Origin of the sequence: Vibrio brasiliensis LMG 20546 (assembly GCF_000189255.1) — a bacterium.
In the GTDB taxonomy this organism is placed as follows: domain Bacteria; phylum Pseudomonadota; class Gammaproteobacteria; order Enterobacterales; family Vibrionaceae; genus Vibrio; species Vibrio brasiliensis.
In genome coordinates this window covers 104,838-131,821 of sequence record NZ_AEVS01000014.1, presented here as the reverse complement: position 1 = coordinate 131,821, position 26,984 = coordinate 104,838, and the positions used below count along the sequence as shown (strand labels likewise).

Genomic DNA, 26,984 nt, shown 5'->3' with positions numbered 1-26,984 from the left:
AATCTACTGCATTTGGATTAGATATTGCGGACGGATTATACGGCTTAGGAAATCGCTTGGCTACACATTTTTCTATTTTTTATTTGCAATTACCCCCTTGATATGTATTATATTGCCGCTAATTTCCATACTCACGCCTACGAGATTAGCTGTGTCTTCTCTGACCAATCAAAACATATTCACCGTTTCTCGTCTTAATGCAGAAGTGCGCCTTTTGCTCGAAAATGAAATGGGTATTGTTTGGTTAGTTGGCGAGATATCTAACTTCTCTGCTCCTGTTTCTGGTCACTGGTACCTCACTCTTAAAGACTCTCGTGCTCAGGTAAAATGTGCCATGTTCCGTGGTAACAATCGCCGTGTCACCTTTAAACCGCAGAACGGTAATCAGGTCCTGGTCAAAGCGCGCCTCTCTCTTTACGAACCTCGTGGTGATTACCAACTGATCATTGAGAGCATGCAACCTGAAGGCGATGGTCGACTGCAACAGCAGTTTGAAGAGTTGAAAATGAAACTGGCGGGTGAGGGCTTGTTTGCTCAAACCAGTAAAAAGCCTCTTCCAGAGCATCCGAAACGCGTGGGGGTCATAACCTCAAAAACCGGTGCAGCGCTATTTGATATTCTCGACGTACTGAAACGCCGTGATCCTTCCCTACCAGTCATTGTTTACCCAACGATGGTTCAAGGTGAAGAGGCCGCAATCCAGATCGCTCAGGCGATTGGTTGTGCCAACAGCAGAAATGAGTGTGATGTATTAATTGTTGGTCGAGGTGGTGGTTCGTTAGAAGATCTATGGTGCTTCAATAACGAAATTCTGGCCCGTACGATTGCTGCAAGTCAGATCCCGATTATCAGCGCGGTTGGTCATGAAGTCGATGTCACCATTGCTGACTTCGTCGCCGATATGCGCGCACCGACTCCATCTGCGGCAGCAGAGCTCGTTAGCCGTGACAACAGCCATAAAGATCAGGCACTCATCAGCCGTCAGCACAAACTGGTTGCTGCAATGCGCTACTACCTCAGTGAGCAAAAGCGTTGTGCCGCTTCACTTGAACACCGCTTAGAGCGACAACACCCTAACTATCAGCTTCAGCGTCAAAGCCAACAACTTGATGAACTCGAAGTAAGGTTACACCGCTCAATGCAGCAGTACATTGGTGTACGTCATCAGAAAGTCGAACGTCTCCAGCACCGAATTGCGCTTAATTCGCCAGTAAGACGCCTTGCTGAGCAGAAAGCCACGTTACAAAGACTGGAACAAAAGCTGTTGGATGCGATGGACAGGAAGCTACTCAACACACGCCATCAACTGGCATTAGCCGCTGAGAAGCTCGATACAGTCAGCCCATTGGCAACGCTAAAACGTGGTTACTCCATCACTCAAACGGAACAGGGCAAGGTTATTGTTCGTGGCTCAGATGTAAAAACAGGCGACACTCTGGTCACCCGTTTATCTGATGGAGAAGTCCGTTCCACGGTTAATTAGCGGCGAATTCGAATCGTACTCGCGATTTTGACTTGAGTTCATTACAGCTATTACAAAAATAGTTAGCCGCTCCACAAGCCTGAAGTTTTTCTAGTTCAGCCTCGCAGTCAGGACAGTAACCAATTTTTTTGTAGCTAACCTGGCAAGTCTTACAGACATACTCCCCTTCCCAGTCCAACTCATTGTTACAACTGGGACATTGATTTTCACTCATAGCGACCTCAAACCTGATTGGTATTTCCGAGTTTCTAATACCCGGTAAGTATCTTTCCTGACGCCATCTGGCAGCAATGATCTGAATCAGTATACACTGCGCTTAGCATGCTTAACCTGATACATTGACTGGTCAGCGCGTCGGATCATTGTTTCTATCGAATCATTGTTTGGAGATTGGCTATAGCTGTACCCAACACTGACTTTTACCTGATAGCCGTCAATATGTGCCATGTTAGTAAATGCGCGCTCAAGACAGCCGGAGAAATCTTCCAGCTCTGCCATAGAGTCAAAACAGCAGAAGCCAACAAATTCGTCACCGCCATATCGCCCTAACACTGAACGGAATACGAACTGTTGTTTAAGAACTTCAGCTACCTCGATCAGTACATTATCTCCAATATCATGACCAAAGCGGTCATTGATGTACTTGAAACTATCAATGTCGACAAAAAAGCAGGCAATGATTGAATCACGCTTATTCTCACGTATTAAAGTCGTTTCGACTTCATGTTGCAGCATTCTGCGATTGAAACAGTGAGTAAGCGGATCACGACTGGCGTGAAAGTGAAGCTGCTCTTCAAGTTGATACTTTTCCAGTGCTACGGCATAGAGCGAAGCGACCATTTCGAGGATCTCTAATTCCTCAGGGGTCGGTGTTGAAGGAGTATCGTTATAAATCGCAAATGTACCGAGAACGGTATTATCCGAAGCAAGAATAGGTACCGACCAACAGGCATGCAGATTTGCCTGCTGGGTCAACTCAGTATACGGCTGCCAGTTTTCATGCTGGTTAAGATCGGAGGCAACAACTGGTTTTCCCGTTGCTGCGGCAGCACCACATGATCCTACCTTAGGTCCAATAGCAACCCCTTCGATAGCTTGATTATAAAAATCAGGTAAATGTGGTGCGTATTCCAGATACAAATGTCCATTGTTGTGTCGCAATATAGACGCGAGTCTTCGGCCAAACAATTGCTCAGATAAAGCGATAACAGCTTCATTTAAGCGGGGTTTATCCATTCCCAATGCTAATTGCTGCAACAAACGATTCACTGCCCGGTGAGCATCGAGCAGGCTGTAGATGTTCATGTCGCGTGCCTTGTTGATTTTTTATATAGTTATATGCTGAGAATATCATATCTATATAACCATTTATCTGAGGTGGCACACGCTTAGAGGATCTTCTACAGATCTTCGGCTAAATCCATTTTGATCAGCGATCTACCCTAAAAAGAATATTTATATAACCACACACCGAAAGCATAAGTTACATATGCTGCATTTCAATTTATGACGACATAAATAACTAAAATCAAGTTAAAAAAGAGCCTTTACAGGATTTAATAAAAAGATCATCTGGAGCTATGTGGGTTTTACATTGGTGTGCATTTCAATGTTTTGTTCATCTAATTGTGTTAAGCACACTTCTATCGCAGCATATTCCGTCAATGACCCTACATGGCTCCCACCACATGGAATTACGGCTATTTCACTCTGTTTGAGGTCACATTGCCAGTAGCGAGAATCCGTCAATGCATCGCCATGACACTCGACTTTAACCTCTGAACCTAATTCGATCCATTGCACTAATTGCTGGTTAACCTGTTGTTCTATTTCCTTCAGCTGCGCCAGCATATCTGCACTGTTTAAACCACGTTTACGTAGTGTTTTACCCAAACGGTAAGTATCCAGACACTTATCCGGAGTGACGAAGCTAGTTACCTGCGCATAGCTATTGAAATCATAATGACCATGAGGGTCTTTACGATCAGCATCTTTACGCCAATATCCCTGTTCTGTCAGGACTTTATTCAGCGCAAGATAAGATAGGTGACCTGCACTGTGGCCACGACTTAAGGCGCTCTGGTACTGTTTATCAACGCTTAGTGTGACACTCTGCCCTAGCTCTATGCCGCAACAATCTGCTGGTAGACAGTGAACAACAACAAAAACCCAGCCGGGTTGATCGCGCTTGACTGGAATCGTCTCGCCAACATAAAGTTCGCCACTCGCCAGCTCCACCGCACCAACCTGACAATCAACCACCTGAAAATGGTTTAGCGTGCCTTTATCAGCAGGATGATCTGGCCAAATATGGCTAACCGGGTGAAATGGTGTGGTCTCAGTGACAACATGTAGATATTGGCTACCTAGCTGGACCAACTGTACTTGAGAGTCTAACTGCCAAATTCCGTGACAAAATTGCGTGATGGTTGGGGTTATCTGCATGGTATTTTCCTATAAAAAAAGCGCCAGAAACGAATTCGGCGCTTTTTAATCAACTCTATATTCTGACCTTTACTGCTAACAGCGATCAGTTTTTGCGATTTTTCATCATGCTCATCAAGCGCTTACGTTTACGCTCTTGAGACAGAGTCATCTTGTTTGATTTACCTTCAAACGGGTTATCGCTGTTCTGGAACTGGATACGTATTGGTGTCCCCATAATCTCTAGAGACTTACGGTAGTAGTTCATCAGGTAACGTTTGTACGAATCTGGTAGCTCGTTAACCTGGTTACCGTGGATAACAACGATTGGTGGGTTGTAACCACCCGCGTGAGCGTATTTCAGTTTCACACGACGACCACGAACAAGTGGTGGCTGGTGATCATCTGTTGCCATCTTCATTATGCGTGTCAGAACAGAAGTACCAACACGTGTTGTTGCTGACTTGTAAGCTTCCTGAACTGACTCGAACAGGTGACCAACACCTGTACCGTGAAGTGCAGAGATAAAGTGAATACGGGCAAAGTCAACGAAACCTAAACGGCGATCAAGCTCTTTCTTAACTTGCTCTTTAACGTCCATATCAAGGCCGTCCCACTTGTTTACAGCGATTACAATTGAACGACCAGCATTCAATGCAAAGCCTAGCAAGCTTAGGTCTTGATCGGAGATGTTTTCACGCGCATCGATAACCAGCATAACAACGTTAGCGTCTTCAACCGCTTTAAGCGTTTTTACTACTGAGAACTTTTCGACTGTCTCGTTGATACGAGTACGACGGCGAACACCTGCTGTATCAATAAGAACGTACTCGCGACCATCACGCTCCATAGGAATGTAGATTGAGTCACGAGTTGTACCCGGCATATCATAAACAACCACACGCTCTTCACCTAAAATACGGTTTGTTAGCGTTGATTTACCTACGTTTGGACGACCAATGATCGCTAGCTTGATTGGCTGATCCTGAAGACGCTTGAACTCTTCTTCAGCTTCTTCTTCGCTGTAATCCAACTTCTCGTCTTCATCGATGAAGTCAGTCAGGTCTTCAATCTCACCACTGGTCTCTTCCATTAGCTTTTCTGCAAATGGGTTAAGAGCAAGATCGATAAGCGCAGTTACACCGCGACCGTGAGCTGCGGCGATTTGGTACATGTTTTCTACACCAAGTTGCCAGAACTCTGCACTTGCAGCGTCAGCATCGATACCATCAACCTTGTTTACCACCAGCATTGACGGCTTTTCGATTTTACGCAGGTGTGAAGCAATAGCTTCATCAGCCGCCGTCAGACCAGCACGGCCATCAACCATAAACAGTACAACGTCAGCTTCATCAATCGCCGCTAGTGACTGTTGTGCCATCTTAGTTTCAACACCTTCTTCAGTACCGTCGATACCGCCAGTGTCAATTACGATAAATTCGTGTTCACCAAGCTTAGCCTGGCCATATTTACGGTCACGAGTTAAGCCAGGGAAATCCGCAACCAATGCGTCGCGAGTACGAGTCAATCGGTTAAATAACGTTGATTTACCAACGTTTGGACGCCCTACCAGAGCAACAACAGGTACCATAATAACCTCTACAATATTCTTCTCTTTATGTAGTTATAGGTAACGACTCAACAGAATTCACTCTATGAGCGCTTTACCTATAACCACATCAAACTATGGGTATCTAAAACAAACAAACGGCTCCCAACTGTTACCAGCTAGGAGCCGAATGTGAATTATATCACACGATTACTCGTTGATCGTCAGTTTCTTTACATCGCCATTGCGAGTCATCACAACGTAGCCGCCAGGAACTGCGATTGGTGCAACCGCAAAACCACTGCTATTAACTTGCTGCATTGCAACAAACTCACCGCTACTGCGATCAATCCAGTACAGGTATCCTTCGCTATCACCGACAACAAGGTACTGCTCAATGATAACTGGCGCCGTTACAAGACGGTTTTCTAACTGATCGTTAGTCCACAATTCAGTACCACTGCGCGCATCAACTGCTGCAATGTGGTCTTGTTCAGTAACGACGAACAGACGGCTACCATCACTGACTAGATCAGTCGAAGAAGAGTAGTTACGCTTCCACGCCGCTTTACCAGAGCGTAAATCAATCGCGGTTAGCTGACCGTTGTAACCAACGATATACAGAGTGCTACCTAAAATCAGTGGCGAGGCATCAACATCAACCAGACGATCAATTTCAGTCGCCCCCTGAGGCATGCCGATTGGCTGCTGCCAAATCAATTGGCCACGTTCAACAATAGCGGCTGCCAGACGACCATTTGCTGTACCCCAGAACACACCGCCAGAAGCCGTTACAGGTGCACTGTTACCGCGTAGAGTTAAGTTTGGAACCTCAGTGCTGATAGTCCACTTAGCTTCGCCAGTAACCTGATCCAGTGCCAACAAGATACCTTTATTGGTATGCACAATAACCAGGTTGCTGTCTGTCGCCGGTGCAGCAAGTACTTCACCATCGACATCAACTTGCCAGTTTAGCTCACCAGTCTCTTCATTGAACGCAAGAACACGACCATTTTCACTGCCGATGAAAACCTGGCTATACGCTGCGGTAATACCACCAGAAAGGCGTGCAGATACATCAGCCTCTACGTCAGTTTCCCACAGAGTTTTACCACTTTCAGGATCAAGTGCCTTCACTACGCCATCACGGCTAGCAACAAACACTTTGTCGTAAGCATATTCTGGTGTCAGTTTTGAGTAGTACTGACCAACACCACCGCTTACCGAGTTGCTCCACTGAGATTGCGGAGTAAACTCGCTGTCCACTTGAGGAACAGGCGCCATGATGACAGTATCTTCTTCACTAGCACAGCCCGCCAGCGCGCCAACAAACATTGCAGTTGCCAGCGCCTTTTTCAGCATATTCTTCATGCTATGCCCTTACTTGGCTAGGTCGTCCAGTTTCATTTGTAGCGTTTGGCTAGCATCGCCAGATTGCTGTGCTTGCGTATATGCAGCGTACGCACCTTGAGCATCACCTTTACGCAATAGGATGTCACCTTTCAGTTCAGCAACACGACCAGCCCAGCTTTGATCTGTAATATTTGCCAGCTCAGAAACAGCAGCATCGAACTCACCCTGCTCTGCTTTTACACGAGCCAGACGGTAGTTAAGTACCGCAGATACCGCTGCATCTTTAGTGGTTGATTTAGCCCACTCTAACTGAGCCAAAGCTTCATCCAGATTACCGGCTTCAACTTGAACTTTTGCTAGTTGTAGTGCAGCGAGTACGGCGTATTCAGTCTCTTTATTGGCATCAATAAATGCTTGAATATCGCCTTCGGCTGAAGCGCCTTTTTCTGCTAGCGTTTGTACCGCTTTGGTGTAGCTTTCAGAAGCAGCTTCTTGAGCCGCTGTTACAGAATCCTGGTAGTAACGCCAACCAAATAGGCCACCAAGACCAACAACCGCACCCAAAATGACTGCTTTGCCGTTCTCTTTCCACCAATCTTTGATCGCTTCTACTTGTTGTTCTTCAGTATCGTAGAGTTCCACTTCCTGTCCTCTTACATCTTAAAAAAGTGGTGACTCTCATCACCACTTTTGAAAATAGATAAATTGATTAAACTAGCTCAGATAGTTTTGCAATAACGTCTGCTTGGCTGTATGTCTCTTGCGTACCGCCAATCAGGTCTTTCAATACTACTGTGTTATCAGCAACTTCGTTTTCGCCTAGAACCAAGGCTACAGCTGCGCCAACTTTGTCTGCACGCTTAAACTGCTTCTTGAAGTTACCACCACCAAAGTGGCTCATTACACGCAGGCCAGGTACTTGCTCACGTAGCGTCTCTGCCAGTTTCATACCTGCCAACATTGTACCTTCGCCAGCGGTTACCATGTATACATCGACACTGCGACGTACTTCTGTTAGCTCAAGGGTTTCAAGCATCAGAACAAGACGCTCCAGACCCATAGCGAAACCAACAGCTGGTGTTGCTTTGCCGCCTAGCTGTTCAACCAGACCATCGTATCGACCACCGCCACAAACAGTACCCTGAGCACCCAGGCTTTCAGTGATCCACTCGAAAACAGTGCGGTTGTAGTAATCTAAGCCACGAACTAAGCGTTGGTTAACTGAGTATTCGATACCTGCAGCGTCAAGAAGTTCACACAGACCTGCAAAATGTTGCTTCGATTCTTCACCAAGATAGTCTGAAAGACGTGGAGCATCACCAAGAATAGCCTGTACGTCTGGATTTTTTGTATCAAGAACGCGCAGCGGATTGGTGTGCATACGACGCTTACAGTCGTCATCAAGAATATCGATATGCTGCTCTAGGAAAGCGATCAGTGCGGTACGGTAGTTCGCACGATCTTCCAGAGAACCAATAGAGTTCAGCTCCAGGCGTACATGTTTATCAATACCCAGCTCGCGCCATAGACGCGCGGTCATCATAATAAGCTCAGCGTCTACATCCGGACCATCAAGACCGAACACCTCAACACCACATTGATGGAACTGACGGTAACGACCTTTTTGAGGACGCTCGTGACGGAACATTGGACCCATGTACCATAAGCGCTGCTCTGAACGGTCAATCAGGCTGTTTTCAATACAAGAACGCACACAACCTGCAGTACCCTCTGGGCGCAGTGTCAGGCTATCACCATTGCGGTCTTCAAAAGTGTACATCTCTTTTTCAACCACGTCGGTTACTTCACCGATAGCGCGACTGAATAGATGGGTCATCTCAACGATTGGCATGCGCACTTCATTGTAACCGTATGCGCTGATTACGTTTTTCACTGTGTTTTCAAGTTTTTGCCACAGTGGTGATTGAGTTGGAAGGCAGTCGTTCATGCCTCGAATTGCTTGGATTTTCTTTGCCACAATATCTACCGTAATTTTAATTACTTCGCGTAATCTAGGTTGAGATTAATCTTGTACTTTAATGTCGATACGTTGCTGCTCGTCTAGAATCGCAGCTTTAGCGCGAATCTTAGCTTCGAGTTTAGCGACGAGATCATCGTTGTCGAAACGCTCTTTCTGACGTTTGCCGTCTTCGTAGAAAGCACTCTTCTTATTGCTTCCTGCAAGCCCAAGGTGTGAGACTTCTGCTTCACCCGGACCATTAACGACACAGCCGATGATCGATACATCCATTGGTGTAATGATATCTTCTAATCGTTCTTCTAACGCATTAACAGTGCCAATCACATCGAACTCTTGACGAGAGCAGCTTGGACACGCAATAAAGTTAATGCCGCGTGAGCGAATACGTAACGATTTCAGAATATCGAAGCCAACCTTGATCTCCTCGACCGGGTTTGCTGCCAAAGAGATACGTAGCGTATCGCCAATCCCTTCAGCTAGTAGCATACCAAGACCAACAGAAGACTTAACAGCACCAGCACGAGCACCACCCGCTTCAGTGATACCTAAGTGCAACGGTTGATCAATTTTCTTCGCCAGTAGTCGGTACGAATCGACCGCTAAGAATACATCTGATGCTTTAACACTGACCTTAAACTGATCAAAGTTAAGACGATCAAGAATATCGACATGACGCATTGCTGATTCAACCAGGGCCTCTGGCGTCGGTTCGCCATATTTCATCTGGATATCTTTTTCCAGAGAGCCACCATTAACACCAATACGAATCGGAATGTTTTTGTCACGAGCACAATCAACAACAGAGCGAATACGCTCTTCGTTACCGATGTTACCCGGGTTGATACGCAAACAGTCGACGCCATATTCAGCAACTTTAAGCGCAATTCGGTAGTCGAAGTGAATATCCGCGACTAACGGGATATTTACCTGCTGCTTGATCTGTCTGAATGCTTCGGCCGCATCCATAGTAGGTACAGACACTCGCACAATATCGGCACCGACATTTTCCAGTGCGCGAATTTGAGCAACAGTCGCTTCAACGTCTGTTGTTCTGGTGTTAGTCATTGACTGTACTGCGATTGGTGCACCGTCACCAATAGGTACATCGCCCACGTAGATACGAGTCGATGGACGACGTTTGATCGGAGATTCGTATTGCATAGTAATTTCTAAGGTAAGTTGAATCTTGCTACTTTGCCTGAAGTATACCCAGAAAGGTCGACAGGTTCACTCGCTAATGTCATTGAAACGTTTTCAGGAGCCCCTAAAATGACGCTATATGGCATTTCGCCATTCAATTCTAGCGTCTGACCGGCTTTTTTCACGCCCGTTGAGAGTGTTTTTCCTGAAGAGTCTTTAACCTGAATCCAGCAGTCATCACTGAAAGAGAGTTTGAGTAAGTTAGCAATCGCTTGTGGTTGAACCGCTTGAGCTTCTTCAACAACAGGCTCTGCTTCTGCAATAGGTTCTTGAGGCTGGCTTTCTGTTTCAGGCTGCTGAACCTCGGCAACGATTTCAGTTTGTGTCTCTGCCACCTGCGGTTCTAAATCAGGAGCCTCGACTTCGCCAGACTCTGCTTGCTGACTAGCCGGAGATTGAGGTTGCGCGTCTTCTAAAGTAGTGAAGTCGAGTTCCTGGCTAGATGCCTGCTGCTCAAGCTCTAGCTCCTGCTCAGTTTGACTGGTTAAGTCAACCATGCTGGTCTCTTGGTTTTGCCACCACCATACCGATGAAATACCGATAATTACGGCAAAAATTCCCCAAGTCAGGGTCATAATACGACTATCATGCGCCTCGCGCTTAGTTTTACGCGAGAAACTCTTCATCTCCTGCGCTTCAGGTTTAGTCTCATCACATCCATCCAAAGCACAAAGAACTTCAGACTCTTCCAGACCTACCGCTTTTGCGTAAGAGCGCAGGTAGCCACGGGTAAAGGTAGCGACCTGATCAGAAGCAAAATTGTTGTCTTCAATGTTTTCGATTATGGAGAGGCGTAAACGCAGACGGTCAGCAATTTGCTTTTGAGATAAACCAAGTTGTTCGCGTTTGTTTTTAAGCAGTGTGCCAGCTTGTACTTTATCTACGTTTTCTTCGCTAGCTTGAGTTTGTTGTTCTGCAGTCATGATTCTAATAATTCTCTTCTTGATCGTGCCTCGTTTATTCGCAACTTAGTTATTTATTTTTCGTTGTATGCGAGAAAACCAGACTCGGAAATAATTCGAGGTTTAAGCCTCATTTATAAAAATTCACGCTCCACTAAATAGACAGAGGAATACCCCGAAAGCGTTAACCTTTAATTCTAATAGATATCATAGATGAAACAACACAGAGAAAGTGCATATTTTACAAGCAGCTCAAGGTTTTTCGTTATTTTGACAGAAAGATCGCTACACGATGTAACAAAAAAGCCAGAGTTGGACTCTGGCTTTAGCAAAATTAGGCAAAAGGTTATGAAACCGCTTTAACTTCGATTGTCTCGCCTTTAGCGGCTTTATTCATCGCAGTACGTTTAGTACGGTCGATAACATCACCCACTAACTGACCACATGCGGCGTCGATATCATCGCCACGAGTTTTACGTACCGTTACTGTGTGCTCATATTGCATCAGTGTCTTCTGGAAGCGGTCGATACGAGAGTTACTTGGTTTCTTGTAAGGTGAACCTGGATACGGGTTAAACGGTATCAGGTTGATCTTACATGGCGTATCTTTCATCAGCTCAGCCAGTTCACGCGCGTGGTCCATATCATCATTCACATGGTCAAGCAGCACGTATTCTACTGTTACTTTGCCGCGGTTAGCGTTTGAAGAGGCAATGTAACGACGAACTGAAGCTAAAAAGTCCTGAATATCCCAGCGATCGTTAATCGGCATGATTTCGCTGCGAAGCTTATCGTTAGGAGCGTGAAGAGAAATAGCGAGAGCGACATCAATCTTACCAGTCATCTGATCAAGACCAGAAACCACACCCGATGTAGAAACCGTTACGCGACGCTTTGACAGACCGAAACCTAAGTCATCAAGCATAATCTCAAGTGCAGGGATCAAGTTCTTCATGTTCAGAAGAGGCTCACCCATACCCATCATAACGATATTAGTGATAGGACGACGGCCCGTCTCTTTCTGCAAACCGATTTCACGTGCAGCACGCCAAACCTGGCCAATGATTTCCGACACTTTCAGGTTACGGTTGAAGCCCTGTTGCGCAGTCGAACAGAACTTACACTCTAGTGCACAGCCTACTTGAGACGACACACATAGCGTTGCACGGTCTTCCTCAGGGATGTAAACCGTTTCTACGTCCTGATCACCCACCTTCATAGCCCATTTAATGGTGCCATCTGACGAGTGCTGAGCTTCAGCAACAGTCGGTGCTTTAATCTCGCAACGGTGCTGAAGTTTCTCACGTAGCTTCTTGTTAATGTTGGTCATGTCATCGAAGTTATCGACACCGAAATGGTAGATCCACTTCATTACCTGATCTGCACGGAATGCTTTTTCACCGAGCTGGTCAGCAAAAAACTTACGCATACCTTGACGATCAAAGTCGAGTAGATTGATTTTTTCAGTGGTCATGTGGCCTCTCAAACGACGGAACATTAATTAAGGGCGCGAATTGTACAGCCTTTACGCAGTGACAACAAGCGTTGTAAAGCCACGTATTTATTAAGGCGTTAATATCGCAGTGATTAAATTTTAAACAATAATAATCAACCCGTCTTTCTGACGGGCTGAAGAGGAAAAAATTAGTCGGCGACTTGCTTTATCTGCTCAACAATCGCTTTAAGGCCATTGCCTCTGGAAGGGCTAAGGTGAGCAATCAGACCTAGCTGTTCAAAATAGCTATCAGTATCAAAGCTAGCGATTTCCTGAGTTGTTTTGCCATCGAATGCAGCCAGCACAAGTGCAATCAGACCACGAACAATACGTGCATCTGAGTCAGCACAGAAATACCACTTGCCTTCCACCAGTTCGCTAACCAGCCAAACCTGACTCTCACAGCCTGCTACTGTCACTTGTTGCGACTTTAGCTCTTCTGGCATCTGAGGTAGTTTTTTACCCCACTGGATTACCTGACGATAGCGGTCTTCCCAGCCTTTAAAGCCTTGCATAGTCGCAATGATATCTTCAACGCTAATATCTTGGCCAAACGGAGATTGAGGAAACGACGACATAGAGAGCTCCATCAGTTACTTGCTGTATTTTTGGATAAGTTTTTCAACAATTCGCGATACGGCAACAAAGCCGAAGGTTGCGGTAACTACCGTTGCCGCGCCAAAACCACTCGCACAGTCCATACGTTTAGGACCCTCAGCCGTGGATTTGACACCACATACGCTACCGTCTGGTTGCGGATACTTTAGCTGTTCAGTAGAAAAGACACATTCAATACCAAACTTACGCGCAGGGTTGGTCGGGAAGTTATGGTGTCGACGTAACGTATCTTTGATCTTTTTCGCGAGTGGGTCCTGAATCGTTTTAGTCAAATCAGCAACCTTAATCTGGGTTGGATCAACCTGACCACCAGCCCCACCTGTGGTAATGACTTTGATTTTATTACTGCGGCAGTAAGCCAGTAGTGCGGCTTTTGCTTTCACGCTATCGATAGCATCAAGAACGTAATCATACTCTTTGCTTAAGTACTCATGCTGGTTTTCTGCGGTGATAAAGTCGTCGATAAGATTGACCTTACACTCAGGGTTGATCAGCTTAACGCGCTCTGCCATCACCTCAATTTTGCTCTGTCCGACAGTGCCCGACATAGCATGAATTTGGCGGTTAATGTTAGTCACGCACACGTCATCCATATCGATAAGAGTCAACTCACCAATACCTGTTCGAGCCAGCGCTTCAACAGCCCACGAACCTACACCACCAATACCGATGACACAGACGTGCGCAGCACGCAAAATCTCAACTTCACTGTTACCGTAAAGACGGCGAGTGCCACCAAAACGTTGGTTGTAATTATCAGAAGCTGGAGTATCGAGTTCGCGCATATTGGTTTTCCGCTTGGTACAAAAACAAAGAGTGCGATTTATACGCACTCTTAAGTAAAAAGTCTAGATTAAGGACGCTTGTCCTAGTGAGTCTATTGTAGCTTTTCTGGTGGCAATGCCCAAGGCGCCTGAGTGGTTGAGTTCTCTAAACCTAACTTCCACACACGGCCAAAGTGTTTGTAGTGACCCGCCTCTGTTCCAGCTCTTGGTCCCATGCCGTGGTATAGGTCGAGGTGGTTCTGTTTTACTGCACCACCGGTATCAAGCACGATCAGCAGACGTAACTGGTGTGCTCCACTCCATGTGCCATCTGGATTAAGTAGCGGAACTTCCGCAAGAATCGGGGTACCCATTGGGAAAATCGTCCGATCACCCGCTACAGAGGCCATTGGCAGCAATGGAATACCCGCAGAACCAGTTACAGGTGCATCTGCTCGCGGCTCGAAGAAGACGAATGATGGGTTTTGCTCAAGCAACTCGCGGACGGTAACTTCGTCATTTTCCATTACCCACTCTTTGATTGCCTTCATCGACATTTTCTCGCGAGATACCAGCTCGCGCTCTATCAAAACACGACCAATGCTCACATAAGCTTTATTATTTTTGCCGCCGTAAGCAAAGTATTCCAACGTATCGTCATCTTCAAAATGCACAAAGCCACTGCCCTGCACTTCCATCAAAAACGGGTCAATCATATTGGCAGCATAGCCGAGCTCTAACCCCTGGCCATCTAGTGCTCCATCGTAGATCTGTGCTCGAGTAGGGCAATCACTTTCACAGGCAGGTTTACCATAAACCGGATACTTGAATTTCTCGTTTGGCTGGTGACGAAGCTCCATCACCGGAGAAAAGTAACCAGTGAACAGCACATTACCCTGCTTATCACCACCGCCTAGCTGAGCAGCCTGGATGCCAAAGTTAGCCAATTCACTCGGGTCACCACTTTGCAGTACCCACTCATTAAGTTGGTCGTACAGCGGTTGGTAAGTGGTTGCCATCGAAGGCGAGTTATCGACAACCAATTCAGCCTGACGATGAAACTCAGTGTAGTCGCGCGGCTTATTCGATTCGACAAGTGACGATTTATTCAATATTGAGTTAAATTCGTCATCGACATACTGCTGAGCACGGTCAGTAGGTTGCGCACAGCCAAACAACACGCTGGCTGCAGCAAGAGGAAGATATTTTTTGAACACTAATTTTATTCCTTTCAAGCGATGCTAAGAGCATGACAAACTTGACTGAAATACGCAATTAGCCAGTCGTTAGGGAATGTTATTTTTATAGTTTTCTGACAATCGATACACAGGCTGGTAGTGCGGCTCAGAGATAAGCTGTATCTCAGTCAGCTCTTCATTCAACACTTTAAAGCGGCGCGTCTTGTTCCCGACCTGAAATTCAAGGTATGTGCCATTCCAACTATAGCGAGTGTCGACAATACCACCATTGATAGCGACTCCTGAAGGGGTCAGAACAAACTCTTCAGCAGCATAAGTCGCTACATCTTGTTCAGTCCAGGTCCCGTAAAGGCTGGAGTTAGGGTATTTTTTCTCAAGATAGTAATCATAAAGAGTACTCGCCAACATCACCGCGCCTACTGCGGCAGCGATAGATAACAATAAAATACCACGCTCTATGAACTTCTTCTTACCCTTGCTTACACTAGTCACTTTCTTTGTTACCTGTCCATTACTGGTACGGAATCCACTCTGTAATTGTTGTTCAAAATATCAACGACTGCGAACCTGATATTGTTCGCAGGCTTTTTTCGGTGAGATATGCATAAGTCTAAATAGGCCCAAGCACTAACTCTACAACCTGAAATCAAAGTCTCAGACGCTAAAAAACACTTGCTGACACTGGAATAAAATTGCAATATCAGTGTATATAAATTCATTACGGAAGATATTGTGAAGATTCGAAGTACCGCTCTGGTTAAGGGGTTCAGACAGTCCGCCCCCTACGTCAATGCTCACCGCGATAAAACCATGGTCATAATGCTTGGTGGCGAGGCCGTGGCCGATGGAAATTTTGCCAATATTATCAGCGATCTCGCTCTGTTGCATAGCTTGGGCGTTAAAATTGTTCTGGTTCATGGAGCGCGACCTCAGATCAACAATCTTCTTGAGCAAAACAACCATAACACCCCATACCATAAAGGCATCCGGGTCACCGACGAAACTTCACTAAACTACGTGATGCAGGCTGCAGGCCAATTACAACTTAGCATTACTGCCCAGCTTTCAATGAGCCTGAGTAATACTCCGATGGCGGGTACTCAACTCAATGTAGTCAGCGGCAACTTCGTCATTTCACAACCTCTCGGGGTCGATGATGGCATCGACTATTGCCACAGCGGACGCATAAGACGTATCGACGCCCAGGGTATTAACCGCATGCTTGATCAGGGGTCGATTGTATTACTCGGCCCAATCGCCAGTTCTGTCACCGGAGAATCTTTCAACCTTCTCTCTGAAGAAGTGGCGACCCAAGTAGCGATAAAATTAAATGCCGATAAGCTGATCGGCTTCTGTTCTGAACAAGGCATCATTGATGAGAACGGAGACGCGGTAGCCGAACTGTTTCCTAAAGATGCTGAGCGCATTTTGTCGCGGATGGAAAATGAGCGTGGCGAAGGTAGCGATACTTCCTCAGGAACCTTGCGTTTCTTACGCGCAGCAACAGCAGCTTGTCGTGCTGGTGTTCCACGTAGCCACTTGGTCAGCTATAAGGTTGATGGAGCTCTGATCCAGGAACTCTTCTCTCTTGATGGTATCGGTACACAGGTTGTTGAAGCGAGTGCGGAGCAAGTCAGAGTTGCTGACATCGATGACATCGGTGGTATTTTGGATTTGATACGTCCGCTAGAGGAGCAGGGAGTGCTGGTCCGTCGCTCTCGTGAGCAGCTTGAACAAGAGATTCATCAGTTCACCATCATAGAGAAAGATGGCCTGATCATCGGTTGTGCCGCACTCTATCCCTACCCTGAAGAGAGAATGGCTGAAATGGCCTGCGTGGCAATCCATCCTGAATATCGCGATGGTAACCGCGGCTTGCTGCTACTTAACCATATGAGATTACAGTCAAAAGCCCAGGGGATTGAGCATATCTTCGTTCTGACTACTCATAGTCTGCACTGGTTCAGGGAGCAGGGCTTCCACGAAATGAAGGTTGATTTCCTGCCATCTCACAAGCAGAACCTCTACAACTACCAAAGGAAATCTAAGATCCTTTCTCTTGAACTGTAAGGTGTTGATATTCTCAAACTTGCTATTCAGCTGGTGAATTTTCCTACAATATTCACTTTATTTCATTCGTCGCTTTGGTTAAAATTCGAGCTCCCAAATAAATGGGAGCTAGATAGGATTCACTTATTCGCTTAATTTGCACGCAAGTTAAGTCGCAAGGATTGCTTGAGGTAACTCACTACGTCACTTAGAGCAAACTATCGATGAAAAAAATTATCTGTAACTCTGTGCAGAGTTTCTGGGATATGGCAGACAATGAACTACTAGAAGACCTAGATGTTCATTGCGTATTTCCAGTTACAGAAGGCTTAAAAGCGTTCATTCTGAACTATCAAAAAAAGTACCGCATCCGCAGTATTTCTTTTACCAAAGCACTTTAAACAGCTTAATTAGATAACCACGGAAGGTTATCCGCTCGCCTGTAGACGCTCCACTAAACCACTCGCTCGTTCAGTTCGAACCTTAATTCCTCGCTTCATCACTCGCTCATCAACATATAAGCTCAACCGTTTCTTTGCTCGAGTTATCCCGGTATATATCAGCTCTCGGGTCAGAATCGGCGTAAACTCTGGCGGCAGAATCATTAAAGTGTGCTCAAACTCACTACCCTGCGATTTATGAATCGTCATCGCATAGGCAGTTTCATGTTCAGGAACTCGGCTCGGCAATACTGACTTAACGCTTCCATCAGGCAGTTCAAAGAAGACTTTCAGTCTCGGCTGGCTGTCCGACTCATCAAGCATACAGATACCAATATCACCGTTGTACAAGCCAAGAGAGTGGTCATTGCGCGTTACCATCACTGGTCTGCCGTGATACCAAAGCTCCTCTTGAACCTGAATCAGTTTGCGGGCTGCTAATGCTCTCTCGACACGCTGGTTAAGACCTTTTACCCCAAAGTCCCCTTCACGAATCGCACACAGCAATCGGCAGCGCGAAAACAGATCCAGCACGGCCTTAGCTTTCTGTGATGCACTCTCAGCAACATCCGTCTCCGCGTCACGCTGGAAAATATTGATCCTTTTCAGGTAATGGCTGTATTCAGCGACTAAGGATTGAATCAACTGACTGTAGTTCTGGCTATCAATGGAATATTTAGCAATATCAGCGAACTCTTTTTGCCATACCCAATCGACCTTCTGTGCCGAGCCTGAGTTGACTGCCTGAGACAGCTGACCAATACCAGAGCGAGCATCAAAACGGTAACTCTTCTTCAGCATACATAAACTATCAGCAATAGACGGCTGTAGATTGGTCGCATGTGCAAGGGTGGAATAACCCGTTAAACGGGCTATCTGGGTCGCCTGTGCCTGACTAAAGCCAAGCGTGTTAAAAGAGCAGATATCACCCAGTACCGCCCCCGCCTCTACTGAGGCGAGCTGATCTTTATCGCCGAGTAAAATCAAACGAGCATGTTTAGGTAATGCATCAATCAATTTGTACATCATAGGCAGATCGACCATCGACGCCTCATCGACAACAAGAATATCTAAGTGAAGCGGATTATCTTGATTGTGTCTGAATTCAGCACTGTTAGGGATAGCACCTAACAGACGATGAAGAGTACTGGCATCCGTAGGGATAGCCTGTTTTAGCTCCGTTGATACGGGTAGCCCGGCAACCGCTTTACCAATCGACTCGGTCAAACGAGCTGCGGCTTTACCCGTTGGGGCAACCAACTTGATGGTTGGATATTCATTATTGCTTTGCGCCTGTTCGATCAGTGCTGCAAGCAGTTTGGTTACTGTTGTTGTTTTACCAGTTCCCGGTCCACCTGAAATCACAGCAAAGCGTTTACTCAATGCAACCGCTGCCGCAACCTTTTGCCAGTTAACACAGGCAGCCAATGGTACAAGCTCATCGAGCACCGACAAATCCGTGATACTTTTTGCTGAAGTGAGCTTTTGGTCTATGGCAGGCCAATCCAGATTTTCCTCGTCAACCACATCCAGATGGTCGCAGACCAGACGCTGACGAAGACCGGAATTAGACTCTGACACTTGTGATAATTTAATAATATCTTCAAATAGATAGCGATAGTTGCGCGCAAAAAGATGATCCAGTAACTGAGCCAGTTTTTGCACTTCAGCTGGCTTTTGGATCATAGGTGACCCAAAGCTATTGAGCCTCTCAGACAACGCCACTTCATAGTGCCAATAGCGGTGTAAATAAAGTCGCTGTCCATCATAAATAAGTGGCAGTGCTTCGCCACCGCTACCGACTAAATGTGCATCGTTGAGTCGCTGATGCCAATCAATACTCACCAGCGTTTGGTTTAGTTCGATGGCCGCTTCGCCAAAAAGCCCAAGTCTGGCACTAAGATCGACTGGCTGGCCCTGCCTATCATTGAGAGGTAAACAGATATGTCCTTTGCCTAATTCACTACTGACTACGCCAGCAATAAACGCGATCTGTTCGTCACCTGATTGTGACTCAATAAAACGCGCGAACTGATAATCAAGCTGTCTGATGTTACCTTTAAGCGCTAACTGTTTAAGCGTTTGAATTAGATTTGCCATGATTACAGTAACTCCATCTGGCCTGCACTATTGTGTTTGGCATCGATAGGCTCACCATCGATCAACTTGTCCATATCCGTTAAAAACTCCAAACTCGGTTTCGCAGAAAATACCCCATGATCACTGGCACCATCCATGCCACGTAAGAACAGGTAGTAAACACCACCAAAATGTTGCTGGTAGTCATAGTCAGCAATGCGACTGCGTAAGAAGCGGTGCAATGCCAGAGCATAAATCTGATACTGAAGATCATAACGGTGATCGGCCATCGCATTTTTCAGTGCTTGCCCATGATAAAAGCTCACCTCATCGCCTAAGTGATTCGATTTCCAGTCTAAAACGTAGTATTTGCCCTGATGCTCAAACACCAAATCAATAAAGCCTTTCAGCATGCCTTGTACCGTATGGAAACCTAAGTCACCAGCCTTCGCCGAGAGTGGATCATGACGCTGAATAACTCGATTAAGTGCCGGCGCAGCCAATACTTCAATCGGCAATAAAAACTCCATTTCAACCAGTCGCTGGCTTGGGCCTTTCTGGTTTAACAGCAATGACTTACCATCTAAAGGGGTCGCCAGTACTGTATCGATAAGTTGCTGGAGCACTGGCAACCAATTGATATCTAACTGCTCACTTTCCAGTAGCTGGATGATGATGGTGCTATTTTCTTCGCTGGTTGCAGGCTGAGTAAACTCCACCTCTTCAAATAGGGTATGCAGAAAGGTGCCGGGTCTGGCACCGCGAGGGAAAGTGAAAATCGACATTTCCGGTTCAACCATTTCATCCTGGTCCTCTTCATCGGAAGAGTCGATATCAAGGTGCATCAGGTCGGTGTAAGCTTCATCACTGTGATGTGAGCCTTGCTTAATCAGCCCTGAATAACTGGTAATGCGCCAGTTACGATCGATTTCATTGCTCAGTTCACTGGCAATAAGTTGCTGCTGCGACTCTTGCTGTAACACCAATGGCTGTTGATGTGTTTCAGGCAGATCGGAGATCGCAACACTACTCAGGCCATCAACATGTTTTTGAACCGCTAGAGTTAAGTCGTTAATTCCACCCTGCTGGCCATTTTGCAGCAGGTAGCCCATAGCACTGTGATGGACGCCAGTAGGCTCTTTGGTTGAACGTCCGTTACGTAGTGGTGCTGCACCTACATAACAGCCATAAACAGCACGGGTCAGCGCTACGTAGATCAAACGTAAGTCTTCCGCTAAACGCTCTTTGTCAGCCTGTGCAAGTGAAGCATCCTGCCGGGCAATATCAAGAATCGTCTGGTCCTGAGCCGCATCGTAGTATTTCGCCTCACTGGCTTCGCGATAGCTGAGAACAAATGGCAAAAAGACCAGGTCATACTCAAGACCTTTTGATTTATGGATAGTAACGATTTGCACCAGATTACGTTCTGATTCCAAACGTTGAATCTGGTCTTCACTGCCACCGAGTCCGTTTTGCGCATCACTAATTGCCTGAGCCAGCCAACGTAGCAGACCATGGTCACTTTCAACGTCCTGACTCGCTTGCTGCAGTAACTCACCAATGTGCATTAAATCCGTCAGATTGCGCTCACCGGCCTCTTCTTCCAACAGACGCTCGGCGATGTGTCGCTTGCTCATCACACTGCGCAACATTGGCAGCACACCTCGCTGTGTCCATAGCTTGCGATACTCTTTAAATTCGTTAATCGCGCTTTCCCACTCGTTCTCATCATTGTTGAGTTTGTCGAGTGTTCCTGCATCAAGCGCAAATATCTCAGAAGCCAGGCTGGCACGTAAGGCGCGGTCATTTTCTGGCGTCAGTACCGCCTGAAGTAAACGCTGAATATCCTGTGCCACCAGCGAAGTGAAAACACTGTCTCGGTTGGAGAGATAAACACTGGCAATCCCCTGCTTAGCGAGCGCCTCTTTAACCATACGACCTTCACTACCAGTACGTACCAGAACGGCTATATCCCCAGCCTGTATCACATGCTTGTTTTCGCCATTTTCAAAATAGGCTTGTTGATCTTGCGCTGCAGCCAGGATCGTCTGGATTTGGTCAGCACTCGCTTTCGCCATCGCCTGCAGGTATTCACCTTTTGGCAGCGGTTTATCTTCTGCGTCTTGCAACCAGTAAGTCAGAGCAGGTTGTTTTTGACCACCGATAGTCCAAACGCGCTGTAGAGCGTTTGGACTATGGTTAACCGGAAGAAATGGAATGTCCTGATCATAGATAAAAGGGCTGTCTGGCAGCTCAAAAATCTGGTTAACCGCGGCAACCATATCGGCACTCGAACGCCAGTTGGTACCGAGAGTAAAGTGTGATGAGACCTGCTTACGCGCCTTAATATAGGTAAAAATATCTGCACCGCGGAAACCGTAAATCGCCTGCTTAGGGTCGCCAATCATAAACAAGCCGCACTGCGGATGCTCAAGGTAGATACGGCTAAAAATGCTGTACTGAAGAGGGTCGGTATCCTGGAATTCATCGATCATCGCAACCGGATACAGGGTTCGGATACGTTCAGCCAGCAGCTCAGATTCATCACCATCAATCGCCGCTGAAAGATTGGTCAGCAGGTCATCAAACGATAGCCACTGTTTTTGCTGCTTGGCTTTCGCCAACATGGCTCTACAGTGCTCAATGGCATGAGCAAGAATTGGCGCTTTAAGACTGATCGGGTTAGCGAGGAATTCTTCAATCGCGACGAACATTGGGTGCTGTGGCGCTGTACCTTTCGGCGTCTTATCAAACAGTACCTGCTGGGAAAATCGCTCCAGCTTGTCCGGATAATCATAGCCTGTGGTTTCAGTCGCCGCCCAGAGGTTTACTTCCTCTAACCAGGCTGGCAGTGACTTTTTGGTGTAGCTGCGCTTGTTAACGTCTGAGTCATTAATCACTGCAAACAGGTCGTCCTGATGGCTACGCCATAGCTGCTTTAATGCATCAATACGCTCAAGATTTTGCTGATGCAGGTCAGCCAAACTGCCACTCATAGCCGCAACTGAAAGGCTCAGTGGCGAACCAGTCAGATAATTAGAAATTTCACGCAACAAGTCAGACGGCGCATTCCAGATACGGCGAACTTCACCAGCCAGATTTAGCGGTAATGGGTAGAAATTACGTCGCCAGTAATCCGCGACCACCTGAGCCTTGAGATGACTCTCATCGGTAACAAATTCATTGTTAAAACGACTGCCTGATTCGAAGGCATTTTGCGTCAGCATACGCTGACAGAAACCGTGGATCGTGTAGACAGCGGCTTCATCCATCTGTCTTTCCGCCTGAAGGAGAATATCCGCAGCTTGCTTATGATCACTCACCTCTTCCAGTAGTGGCTGGATGACTGGATCACCACTCTGCCCACGCGCAAATGCCAGCCGAGCATCATGAATACGTGCACGAATCCGGTCGCGCAGTTCTGCGGTCGCTGCTTCAGTAAAGGTCACGACCAGAATCTGATCGACAGTCAAGGGAACTTGGTGTTTGGTTTCCGGACTACCGTGACCCAAAAGCAATCTTAGGTATAAGCCAGCGATGGTAAATGTCTTACCTGTACCCGCCGATGCTTCAATCAGTCGAGCACCATGCAGAGGAAAAGTCATGGCATTGAGCGGAGTCACCATTGACGTTGCTGTCATAAAATTTCTACCTTTCTACTTAAAACCCAAGATCCAAATGTGATCCAGACTTAAAAACGATTGTAATTACTCTAAACGCCTAAATAGTTAGGACTTTATGAGATCTTTCTCACGGCAGAACATCGTTCTAACCGTTAGTATGCGCGCCATGTGTTGAGCAACGGTGGCTAACGACAGCTAACCGCACTTGCAACAAACCAAAAGAATCATGGTCCCTCTGACCTGTGGCCGTACAGCGAACGCCCTACACTATAATGATTTACTGGCGGCCACCTACTTCTCTTACCATCCCGACTACTGCATATCTTCACTGTCTGTCGCCGCTAAACGTGGCGCCTGAAGCACTAACGCAGAAATAGTACGCACCTGAGCTGCGAGCTCATCATTCCAGTTAGGCCAGATTCGAGCGATATACGGATTAGCCCCTTCGCCCGTCGCCATATAGCTATCATTGAAGGTGTCTGCCATCTTCTTCAGAGACTTCTCTTCATCATCGACCCACTTACCCCGGCTGAAGCCAGCTTCAACGCAAGCCAGTGAGGTCTTAGGAAAATAGCATAGTGGCTCAGTCATCCCCTGATAAAACAGACGCACCAGTTCAGCCAGCAGATGCTTTGCATGTTCCGAATCAGCAATTGCCGGATAGACCAGGTGTACTACGCCCTCTTTACGGTCATAGCCAATCATATGAGTTGGCTTGCTCACCGACATTGCAGACATTGCCAGATGATCAATCCAGGCAGATAAGTAGTCCTGCGCGCGTATCTTACCGCTGCGGAAACGGATTAGGCCGGATTGGTAATTCTGTGTCAGCCAACCCGTCAGGTTAACCAGCTTATCGGAACCCAGCACATCAAAAGTCAGTTTGATTTCGAGATCGTCACTCTCGGTTCCACATAAGAAGGTCAGCTTCTCGACCAGCTCTTCAGCCTGAACCCGATTGGTCTCAAACTCGATGTCACCGAAGGCACCAACAGGCAGTTTTCCTTGCGCACGCTGCTGCTCAACAAATGTCTTTATGATCGCTTTGGTATCCTGTGAGCCTGACAATCTGTGTTTCAGTAAGCTATCTAGCAAGCCATCGCGCATCTGGTAGCTTTCCAGTCCATCCAGAACGAACGGCTCATCGTCTTCCATGACCGGTAGTGGCGGCTCGAACATCACTTTTAAACGACGGTTAAAGAAATACTGCACTGGCAAGCGCCAGAAACGTTGTAATTCAACCAAATCCAGCTCAAGGGGATAAGTGGCATCCAGTAGGTAATCCTGAAGCTGACGATTAAATTCTCCACCACTCTGCCCTTGCCTGTTTGCCGCTGGTAACCACTCTTTGGCATAACTCGGCTGCTTGCCGATAAATGCGTTGGCGCTAAACGGCACCATTGAATGGCTGTTGACCAACTGGCGTAGCAATTTATTGCCCGAATCATCACTTGGCAGCGACTCATCCCCCTGCAAACAGTAGTTCTGCTGACAGTATTCCATCAACTCTGACACCAATACTGACGGTACCCTTTCGGTGTTATCCTGAATTGAGCGGCCAACGTAACTGATATACAAGGTTTGTTGTGCTGACAACATTGCTTCCAAAAACAGGTAGCGGTCATCATCGCGACGAGAACGATCACCGGGCTTGGCACGTCCGTTCATCAGGTCAAAGCCTTCTGGTGGCACTGAACGCGGATAAATACCGTCGTTCATACCCAGCAAACAGACCGCTCTGAATGGAATCGAACGCATCGGCATCAGGGTACAGAAGTTGACCTGCCCAGCTAAGAATCGCTGACTAACGCGAGTACCTGCCAGTTTGTTATGTAGATACTGAGCGATAATCGCGGGCGCCAGGTTCTGCTCAAAGGCAGCATCTGTAAGTTGTTCTTTTAGATTAGCTAAGGTATCGCGAATCGATTTCAGCGCTGCCTCACCTTCCAGTTCTACTGAGAAAAAGTCATCAAGCAATACTGTCAGCACTTCTCTCCAGCTATCAATTGACTGAATCAGTTGTAGCTTTTGGCGATAATCGCTGATGGTCTCAATAAAGTGCGCCAGTTTACCCGCCAGTTCGGCGCCCATTCCCTGAACTTCATTATAAGGAGCCAATGCGCCTGAGTTAGACTCAAACAGACCGGCACTATGCGGCATCGCATAACCAAGCAGCATACGCTCAATGCCAAACTGCCAGGTATTTTGCTCAGTTGCCGGGAGCTCAAACTCTTGGCTGGTCGACGAGTTTAATCCCCAGCGAATGCCGGACTCTTCGACCCACTGCTTAGCCAGAATGAATTCATCTTCAGTCAGTTCAAATCGAGCTAACACCGCAGGAGTTTCAAGTAGTTCAAGTAGCTCAGAGGCCAGACAACGGGTATTGGGTAAGTTGACTAACTGCATAAAGGCATTGAGGATTGGGCTTTCCTGATCAGCCGTGCGGTCAGAAATCGAGTAAGGAATGAAACGCTCACCGGGCGCGTTACCAAATACCGCCTGAATCGCAGGGCTGTAGGCATTGATGTCAGACACCATAACGATAATATCGCGCGGCTTGAGCGATGGATCGGCATCAAACATCGACAATAGCTGATCATGTAGCACTTCCACTTCACGCATCGGGCTATGGCAGGCATGCAGTGTCAGCGATTTATCGTCGGCTAAAACAACCTGTTTATGGCTGCTGCTATCGAGTTGGTGATCATCCTGATGCTCTTCCAGATTAAGGATATCCGCTTGCAGTTGATGGAGCAGGCTATCGCGCTCTACATCAACAAACGCTTCAATCTCATTCGACTCAAGCTGTGACAACAAATACATGTTATCGCGTCCCAACTTACCCATAGAGGCCAGTAAACTGTTGCCAACTGCGTCGGTATGCAGTTCATCAATGACGTTGTCTTCTAAACTGCCTTTGAGCTGTTCGCTTTCGCCATGCTGCTCAGAATGATCCTGATTCCACACCACATGTTTACGGTGTTTGGCTGCTAAGCGAGCTAAGAACTTTCTGTCCCGCACTTCCCCCCAGTAGTAACGACATGGGTTGGTAAACATCAAGTGAACATCAATGTGTTCACCGATCGCTTTTAACGCATCCATATAGCGTGGAGGTAAAGACGTGATACCAAACACAAACAGTCGCTTAGGGAGATGGTCAAAGTTCGCCTGGCTGCTTTCCAGCGTATCGATAAAGTGCTCGTACAGGTTGGCACGATGATACGGTGACTGACCTAGCGCGACGGTATGATCATAAAGTGCCTGCCATAAGATCGGCTGCCATGGGTGCTCATCTTCTAGCTCCAGAACGGTTTGTCCCGCTTCCCAACTGGCAATCCACTCTGGTCGGTAAACCAGATAACCATCGAAAATATCGGCAATTTTCTCCGACAGCTGATAGAGCTTAGAGCTGTCTTCGTCTTGTTCAAGATAGTGTTTAAGCGGTTCAAATTGTGGCTGATCCAATAACCCCGGCAGGATGTGCATCAACTTCCAGGTCATTGACTCTTTATTGAAGGCACTTCGTTTCGGCACATCTGGCAGAACCTCAGTGAACATGTTCCAGATAAAGGTCGCCGGGAGCGGAAATTCAATGCTTGCCGCCACTCCAAACTCTTTGGCTAACTCCATTTTAAGCCACTGAGACATACCCGGGCTCTGAACCAGGATCTGCTCTTGTTCAAATGGATTGGCTAATGGGTTGAGCCGTACAAGCTCAACAAGCAAGGACTTTAAAACATCCACTTGGTTGGAATGGTAGACAGTAAACAAAATGCACTCACACTATTATTGCCGCAACTAGGGTGAGACTAGCACATGCTGCTA

At 46.8% G+C, this 26,984-nt stretch carries 20 protein-coding genes; 3 read left to right on the top strand and 17 right to left on the bottom strand.

Annotated features, from left to right (window positions below; all coding sequences use genetic code 11):
* The first annotated feature begins 151 nt into the window (after nt 1-151).
* Nucleotides 152-1,483: an exodeoxyribonuclease VII large subunit gene (gene xseA / locus RH46_RS03025; RefSeq protein WP_006877935.1), complete on the top strand. Its 1,332-nt coding sequence runs from the start codon at nt 152-154 to the stop codon at nt 1,481-1,483.
* Here the strand turns inward: xseA and RH46_RS21710 are convergent.
* The 14 genes from RH46_RS21710 to RH46_RS02960 form a co-directional block, all read right to left on the bottom strand.
* Nucleotides 1,476-1,697, bottom strand: coding sequence for a zinc ribbon domain-containing protein (locus RH46_RS21710; RefSeq protein ID WP_006877934.1), 222 nt, complete (start codon nt 1,695-1,697; stop codon nt 1,476-1,478). The two genes, xseA and RH46_RS21710, sit on opposite strands and share 8 nt — an antisense overlap.
* Nucleotides 1,698-1,783: 86 nt before the next feature.
* A complete protein-coding gene (locus tag RH46_RS03020; protein WP_006877933.1) occupies nt 1,784-2,788 on the bottom strand; it encodes a sensor domain-containing diguanylate cyclase in 1,005 nt (334 codons plus the stop codon).
* 273 nt (nt 2,789-3,061) lie between these two features.
* A complete protein-coding gene (locus tag RH46_RS03015; RefSeq protein WP_006877932.1) occupies nt 3,062-3,928 on the bottom strand; it encodes an alanyl-tRNA editing protein in 867 nt (288 codons plus the stop codon).
* A gap of 85 nt (nt 3,929-4,013) precedes the next feature.
* Entirely contained in the window at nt 4,014-5,498 is a 1,485-nt protein-coding gene (gene der / locus RH46_RS03010; RefSeq protein ID WP_006877931.1) for a ribosome biogenesis GTPase Der, read from the bottom strand.
* A 168-nt stretch (nt 5,499-5,666) separates the two neighbouring features.
* Complete coding sequence (gene bamB / locus RH46_RS03005; protein WP_006877930.1) at nt 5,667-6,827, bottom strand: outer membrane protein assembly factor BamB; 1,161 nt, start codon at nt 6,825-6,827, stop codon at nt 5,667-5,669.
* Between the two features lie 9 nt (nt 6,828-6,836).
* Entirely contained in the window at nt 6,837-7,451 is a 615-nt protein-coding gene (locus tag RH46_RS03000; protein WP_006877929.1) for a YfgM family protein, read from the bottom strand.
* Between the two features lie 67 nt (nt 7,452-7,518).
* Nucleotides 7,519-8,787 (bottom strand): histidine--tRNA ligase, encoded by a 1,269-nt coding sequence (gene hisS / locus RH46_RS02995; RefSeq protein WP_040894971.1) that lies wholly within the window; start codon nt 8,785-8,787, stop codon nt 7,519-7,521.
* A gap of 45 nt (nt 8,788-8,832) precedes the next feature.
* Nucleotides 8,833-9,951 carry a flavodoxin-dependent (E)-4-hydroxy-3-methylbut-2-enyl-diphosphate synthase gene (gene ispG, locus RH46_RS02990; protein WP_006877927.1) on the bottom strand — a complete coding sequence of 373 codons (1,119 nt, stop codon included), beginning with the start codon at nt 9,949-9,951 and terminating at the stop codon, nt 8,833-8,835.
* An 8-nt stretch (nt 9,952-9,959) separates the two neighbouring features.
* Nucleotides 9,960-10,913, bottom strand: coding sequence for a cytoskeleton protein RodZ (gene rodZ / locus RH46_RS02985; protein WP_006877926.1), 954 nt, complete (start codon nt 10,911-10,913; stop codon nt 9,960-9,962).
* Nucleotides 10,914-11,238: 325 nt separating this feature from the next.
* The gene (rlmN, locus tag RH46_RS02980) at nt 11,239-12,366 is read right to left on the bottom strand and encodes a dual-specificity RNA methyltransferase RlmN (RefSeq protein ID WP_006877925.1); all 1,128 of its coding nucleotides are present in this window, start codon (nt 12,364-12,366) and stop codon (nt 11,239-11,241) included.
* Between the two features lie 170 nt (nt 12,367-12,536).
* On the bottom strand, nt 12,537-12,965 hold the full coding sequence (csdE, locus tag RH46_RS02975) for a cysteine desulfurase sulfur acceptor subunit CsdE (RefSeq protein ID WP_006877924.1): 429 nt from the start codon (nt 12,963-12,965) through the stop codon (nt 12,537-12,539).
* A gap of 15 nt (nt 12,966-12,980) precedes the next feature.
* Nucleotides 12,981-13,790, bottom strand: a complete 810-nt coding sequence (gene tcdA, locus RH46_RS02970) for a tRNA cyclic N6-threonylcarbamoyladenosine(37) synthase TcdA (RefSeq protein ID WP_006877923.1) — start codon at nt 13,788-13,790, stop codon at nt 12,981-12,983.
* 92 nt (nt 13,791-13,882) lie between these two features.
* Nucleotides 13,883-14,986, bottom strand: coding sequence for a murein transglycosylase A (mltA, locus tag RH46_RS02965; protein ID WP_006877922.1), 1,104 nt, complete (start codon nt 14,984-14,986; stop codon nt 13,883-13,885).
* Between the two features lie 69 nt (nt 14,987-15,055).
* The gene (locus RH46_RS02960) at nt 15,056-15,460 is read right to left on the bottom strand and encodes a DUF2850 domain-containing protein (RefSeq protein ID WP_006877921.1); all 405 of its coding nucleotides are present in this window, start codon (nt 15,458-15,460) and stop codon (nt 15,056-15,058) included.
* A 240-nt stretch (nt 15,461-15,700) separates the two neighbouring features.
* Here RH46_RS02960 and argA point away from each other — a divergent pair, with 240 nt between their 5' ends.
* The gene (gene argA / locus RH46_RS02955; protein ID WP_006877920.1) at nt 15,701-17,038 is read left to right on the top strand and encodes an amino-acid N-acetyltransferase; all 1,338 of its coding nucleotides are present in this window, start codon (nt 15,701-15,703) and stop codon (nt 17,036-17,038) included.
* 203 nt (nt 17,039-17,241) lie between these two features.
* Nucleotides 17,242-17,418 (top strand): hypothetical protein, encoded by a 177-nt coding sequence (locus RH46_RS22305; protein WP_006877919.1) that lies wholly within the window; start codon nt 17,242-17,244, stop codon nt 17,416-17,418.
* 27 nt (nt 17,419-17,445) lie between these two features.
* Here the strand turns inward: RH46_RS22305 and recD are convergent, their stop codons facing one another.
* The 3 genes from recD to recC form a co-directional block, all read right to left on the bottom strand.
* Entirely contained in the window at nt 17,446-19,557 is a 2,112-nt protein-coding gene (recD, locus tag RH46_RS02945; protein ID WP_006877918.1) for an exodeoxyribonuclease V subunit alpha, read from the bottom strand.
* A 2-nt stretch (nt 19,558-19,559) separates the two neighbouring features.
* Nucleotides 19,560-23,177 (bottom strand): exodeoxyribonuclease V subunit beta, encoded by a 3,618-nt coding sequence (recB, locus tag RH46_RS02940; RefSeq protein WP_006877917.1) that lies wholly within the window; start codon nt 23,175-23,177, stop codon nt 19,560-19,562.
* Between the two features lie 294 nt (nt 23,178-23,471).
* Entirely contained in the window at nt 23,472-26,930 is a 3,459-nt protein-coding gene (gene recC / locus RH46_RS02935; protein WP_006877916.1) for an exodeoxyribonuclease V subunit gamma, read from the bottom strand.
* Between the last annotated feature and the right edge of the window lie 54 nt (nt 26,931-26,984).

Coding starts and splice junctions, on each gene's coding strand:
- RH46_RS21710 (WP_006877934.1), bottom strand. CDS start 1,697: ATGAGTGAAAATCAATGTCCCAGTTGTAACAATGAGTTGGACTGGGAA.
- RH46_RS03020 (WP_006877933.1), bottom strand. CDS start 2,788: ATGAACATCTACAGCCTGCTCGATGCTCACCGGGCAGTGAATCGTTTG.
- RH46_RS03015 (WP_006877932.1), bottom strand. CDS start 3,928: ATGCAGATAACCCCAACCATCACGCAATTTTGTCACGGAATTTGGCAG.
- der (WP_006877931.1), bottom strand. CDS start 5,498: ATGGTACCTGTTGTTGCTCTGGTAGGGCGTCCAAACGTTGGTAAATCA.
- bamB (WP_006877930.1), bottom strand. CDS start 6,827: ATGAAGAATATGCTGAAAAAGGCGCTGGCAACTGCAATGTTTGTTGGC.
- ispG (WP_006877927.1), bottom strand. CDS start 9,951: ATGCAATACGAATCTCCGATCAAACGTCGTCCATCGACTCGTATCTAC.
- rodZ (WP_006877926.1), bottom strand. CDS start 10,913: ATGACTGCAGAACAACAAACTCAAGCTAGCGAAGAAAACGTAGATAAA.
- rlmN (WP_006877925.1), bottom strand. CDS start 12,366: ATGACCACTGAAAAAATCAATCTACTCGACTTTGATCGTCAAGGTATG.
- csdE (WP_006877924.1), bottom strand. CDS start 12,965: ATGTCGTCGTTTCCTCAATCTCCGTTTGGCCAAGATATTAGCGTTGAA.
- tcdA (WP_006877923.1), bottom strand. CDS start 13,790: ATGCGCGAACTCGATACTCCAGCTTCTGATAATTACAACCAACGTTTT.
- RH46_RS22305 (WP_006877919.1), top strand. CDS start 17,242: ATGAAAAAAATTATCTGTAACTCTGTGCAGAGTTTCTGGGATATGGCA.
- recD (WP_006877918.1), bottom strand. CDS start 19,557: ATGGCAAATCTAATTCAAACGCTTAAACAGTTAGCGCTTAAAGGTAAC.
- recB (WP_006877917.1), bottom strand. CDS start 23,177: ATGACAGCAACGTCAATGGTGACTCCGCTCAATGCCATGACTTTTCCT.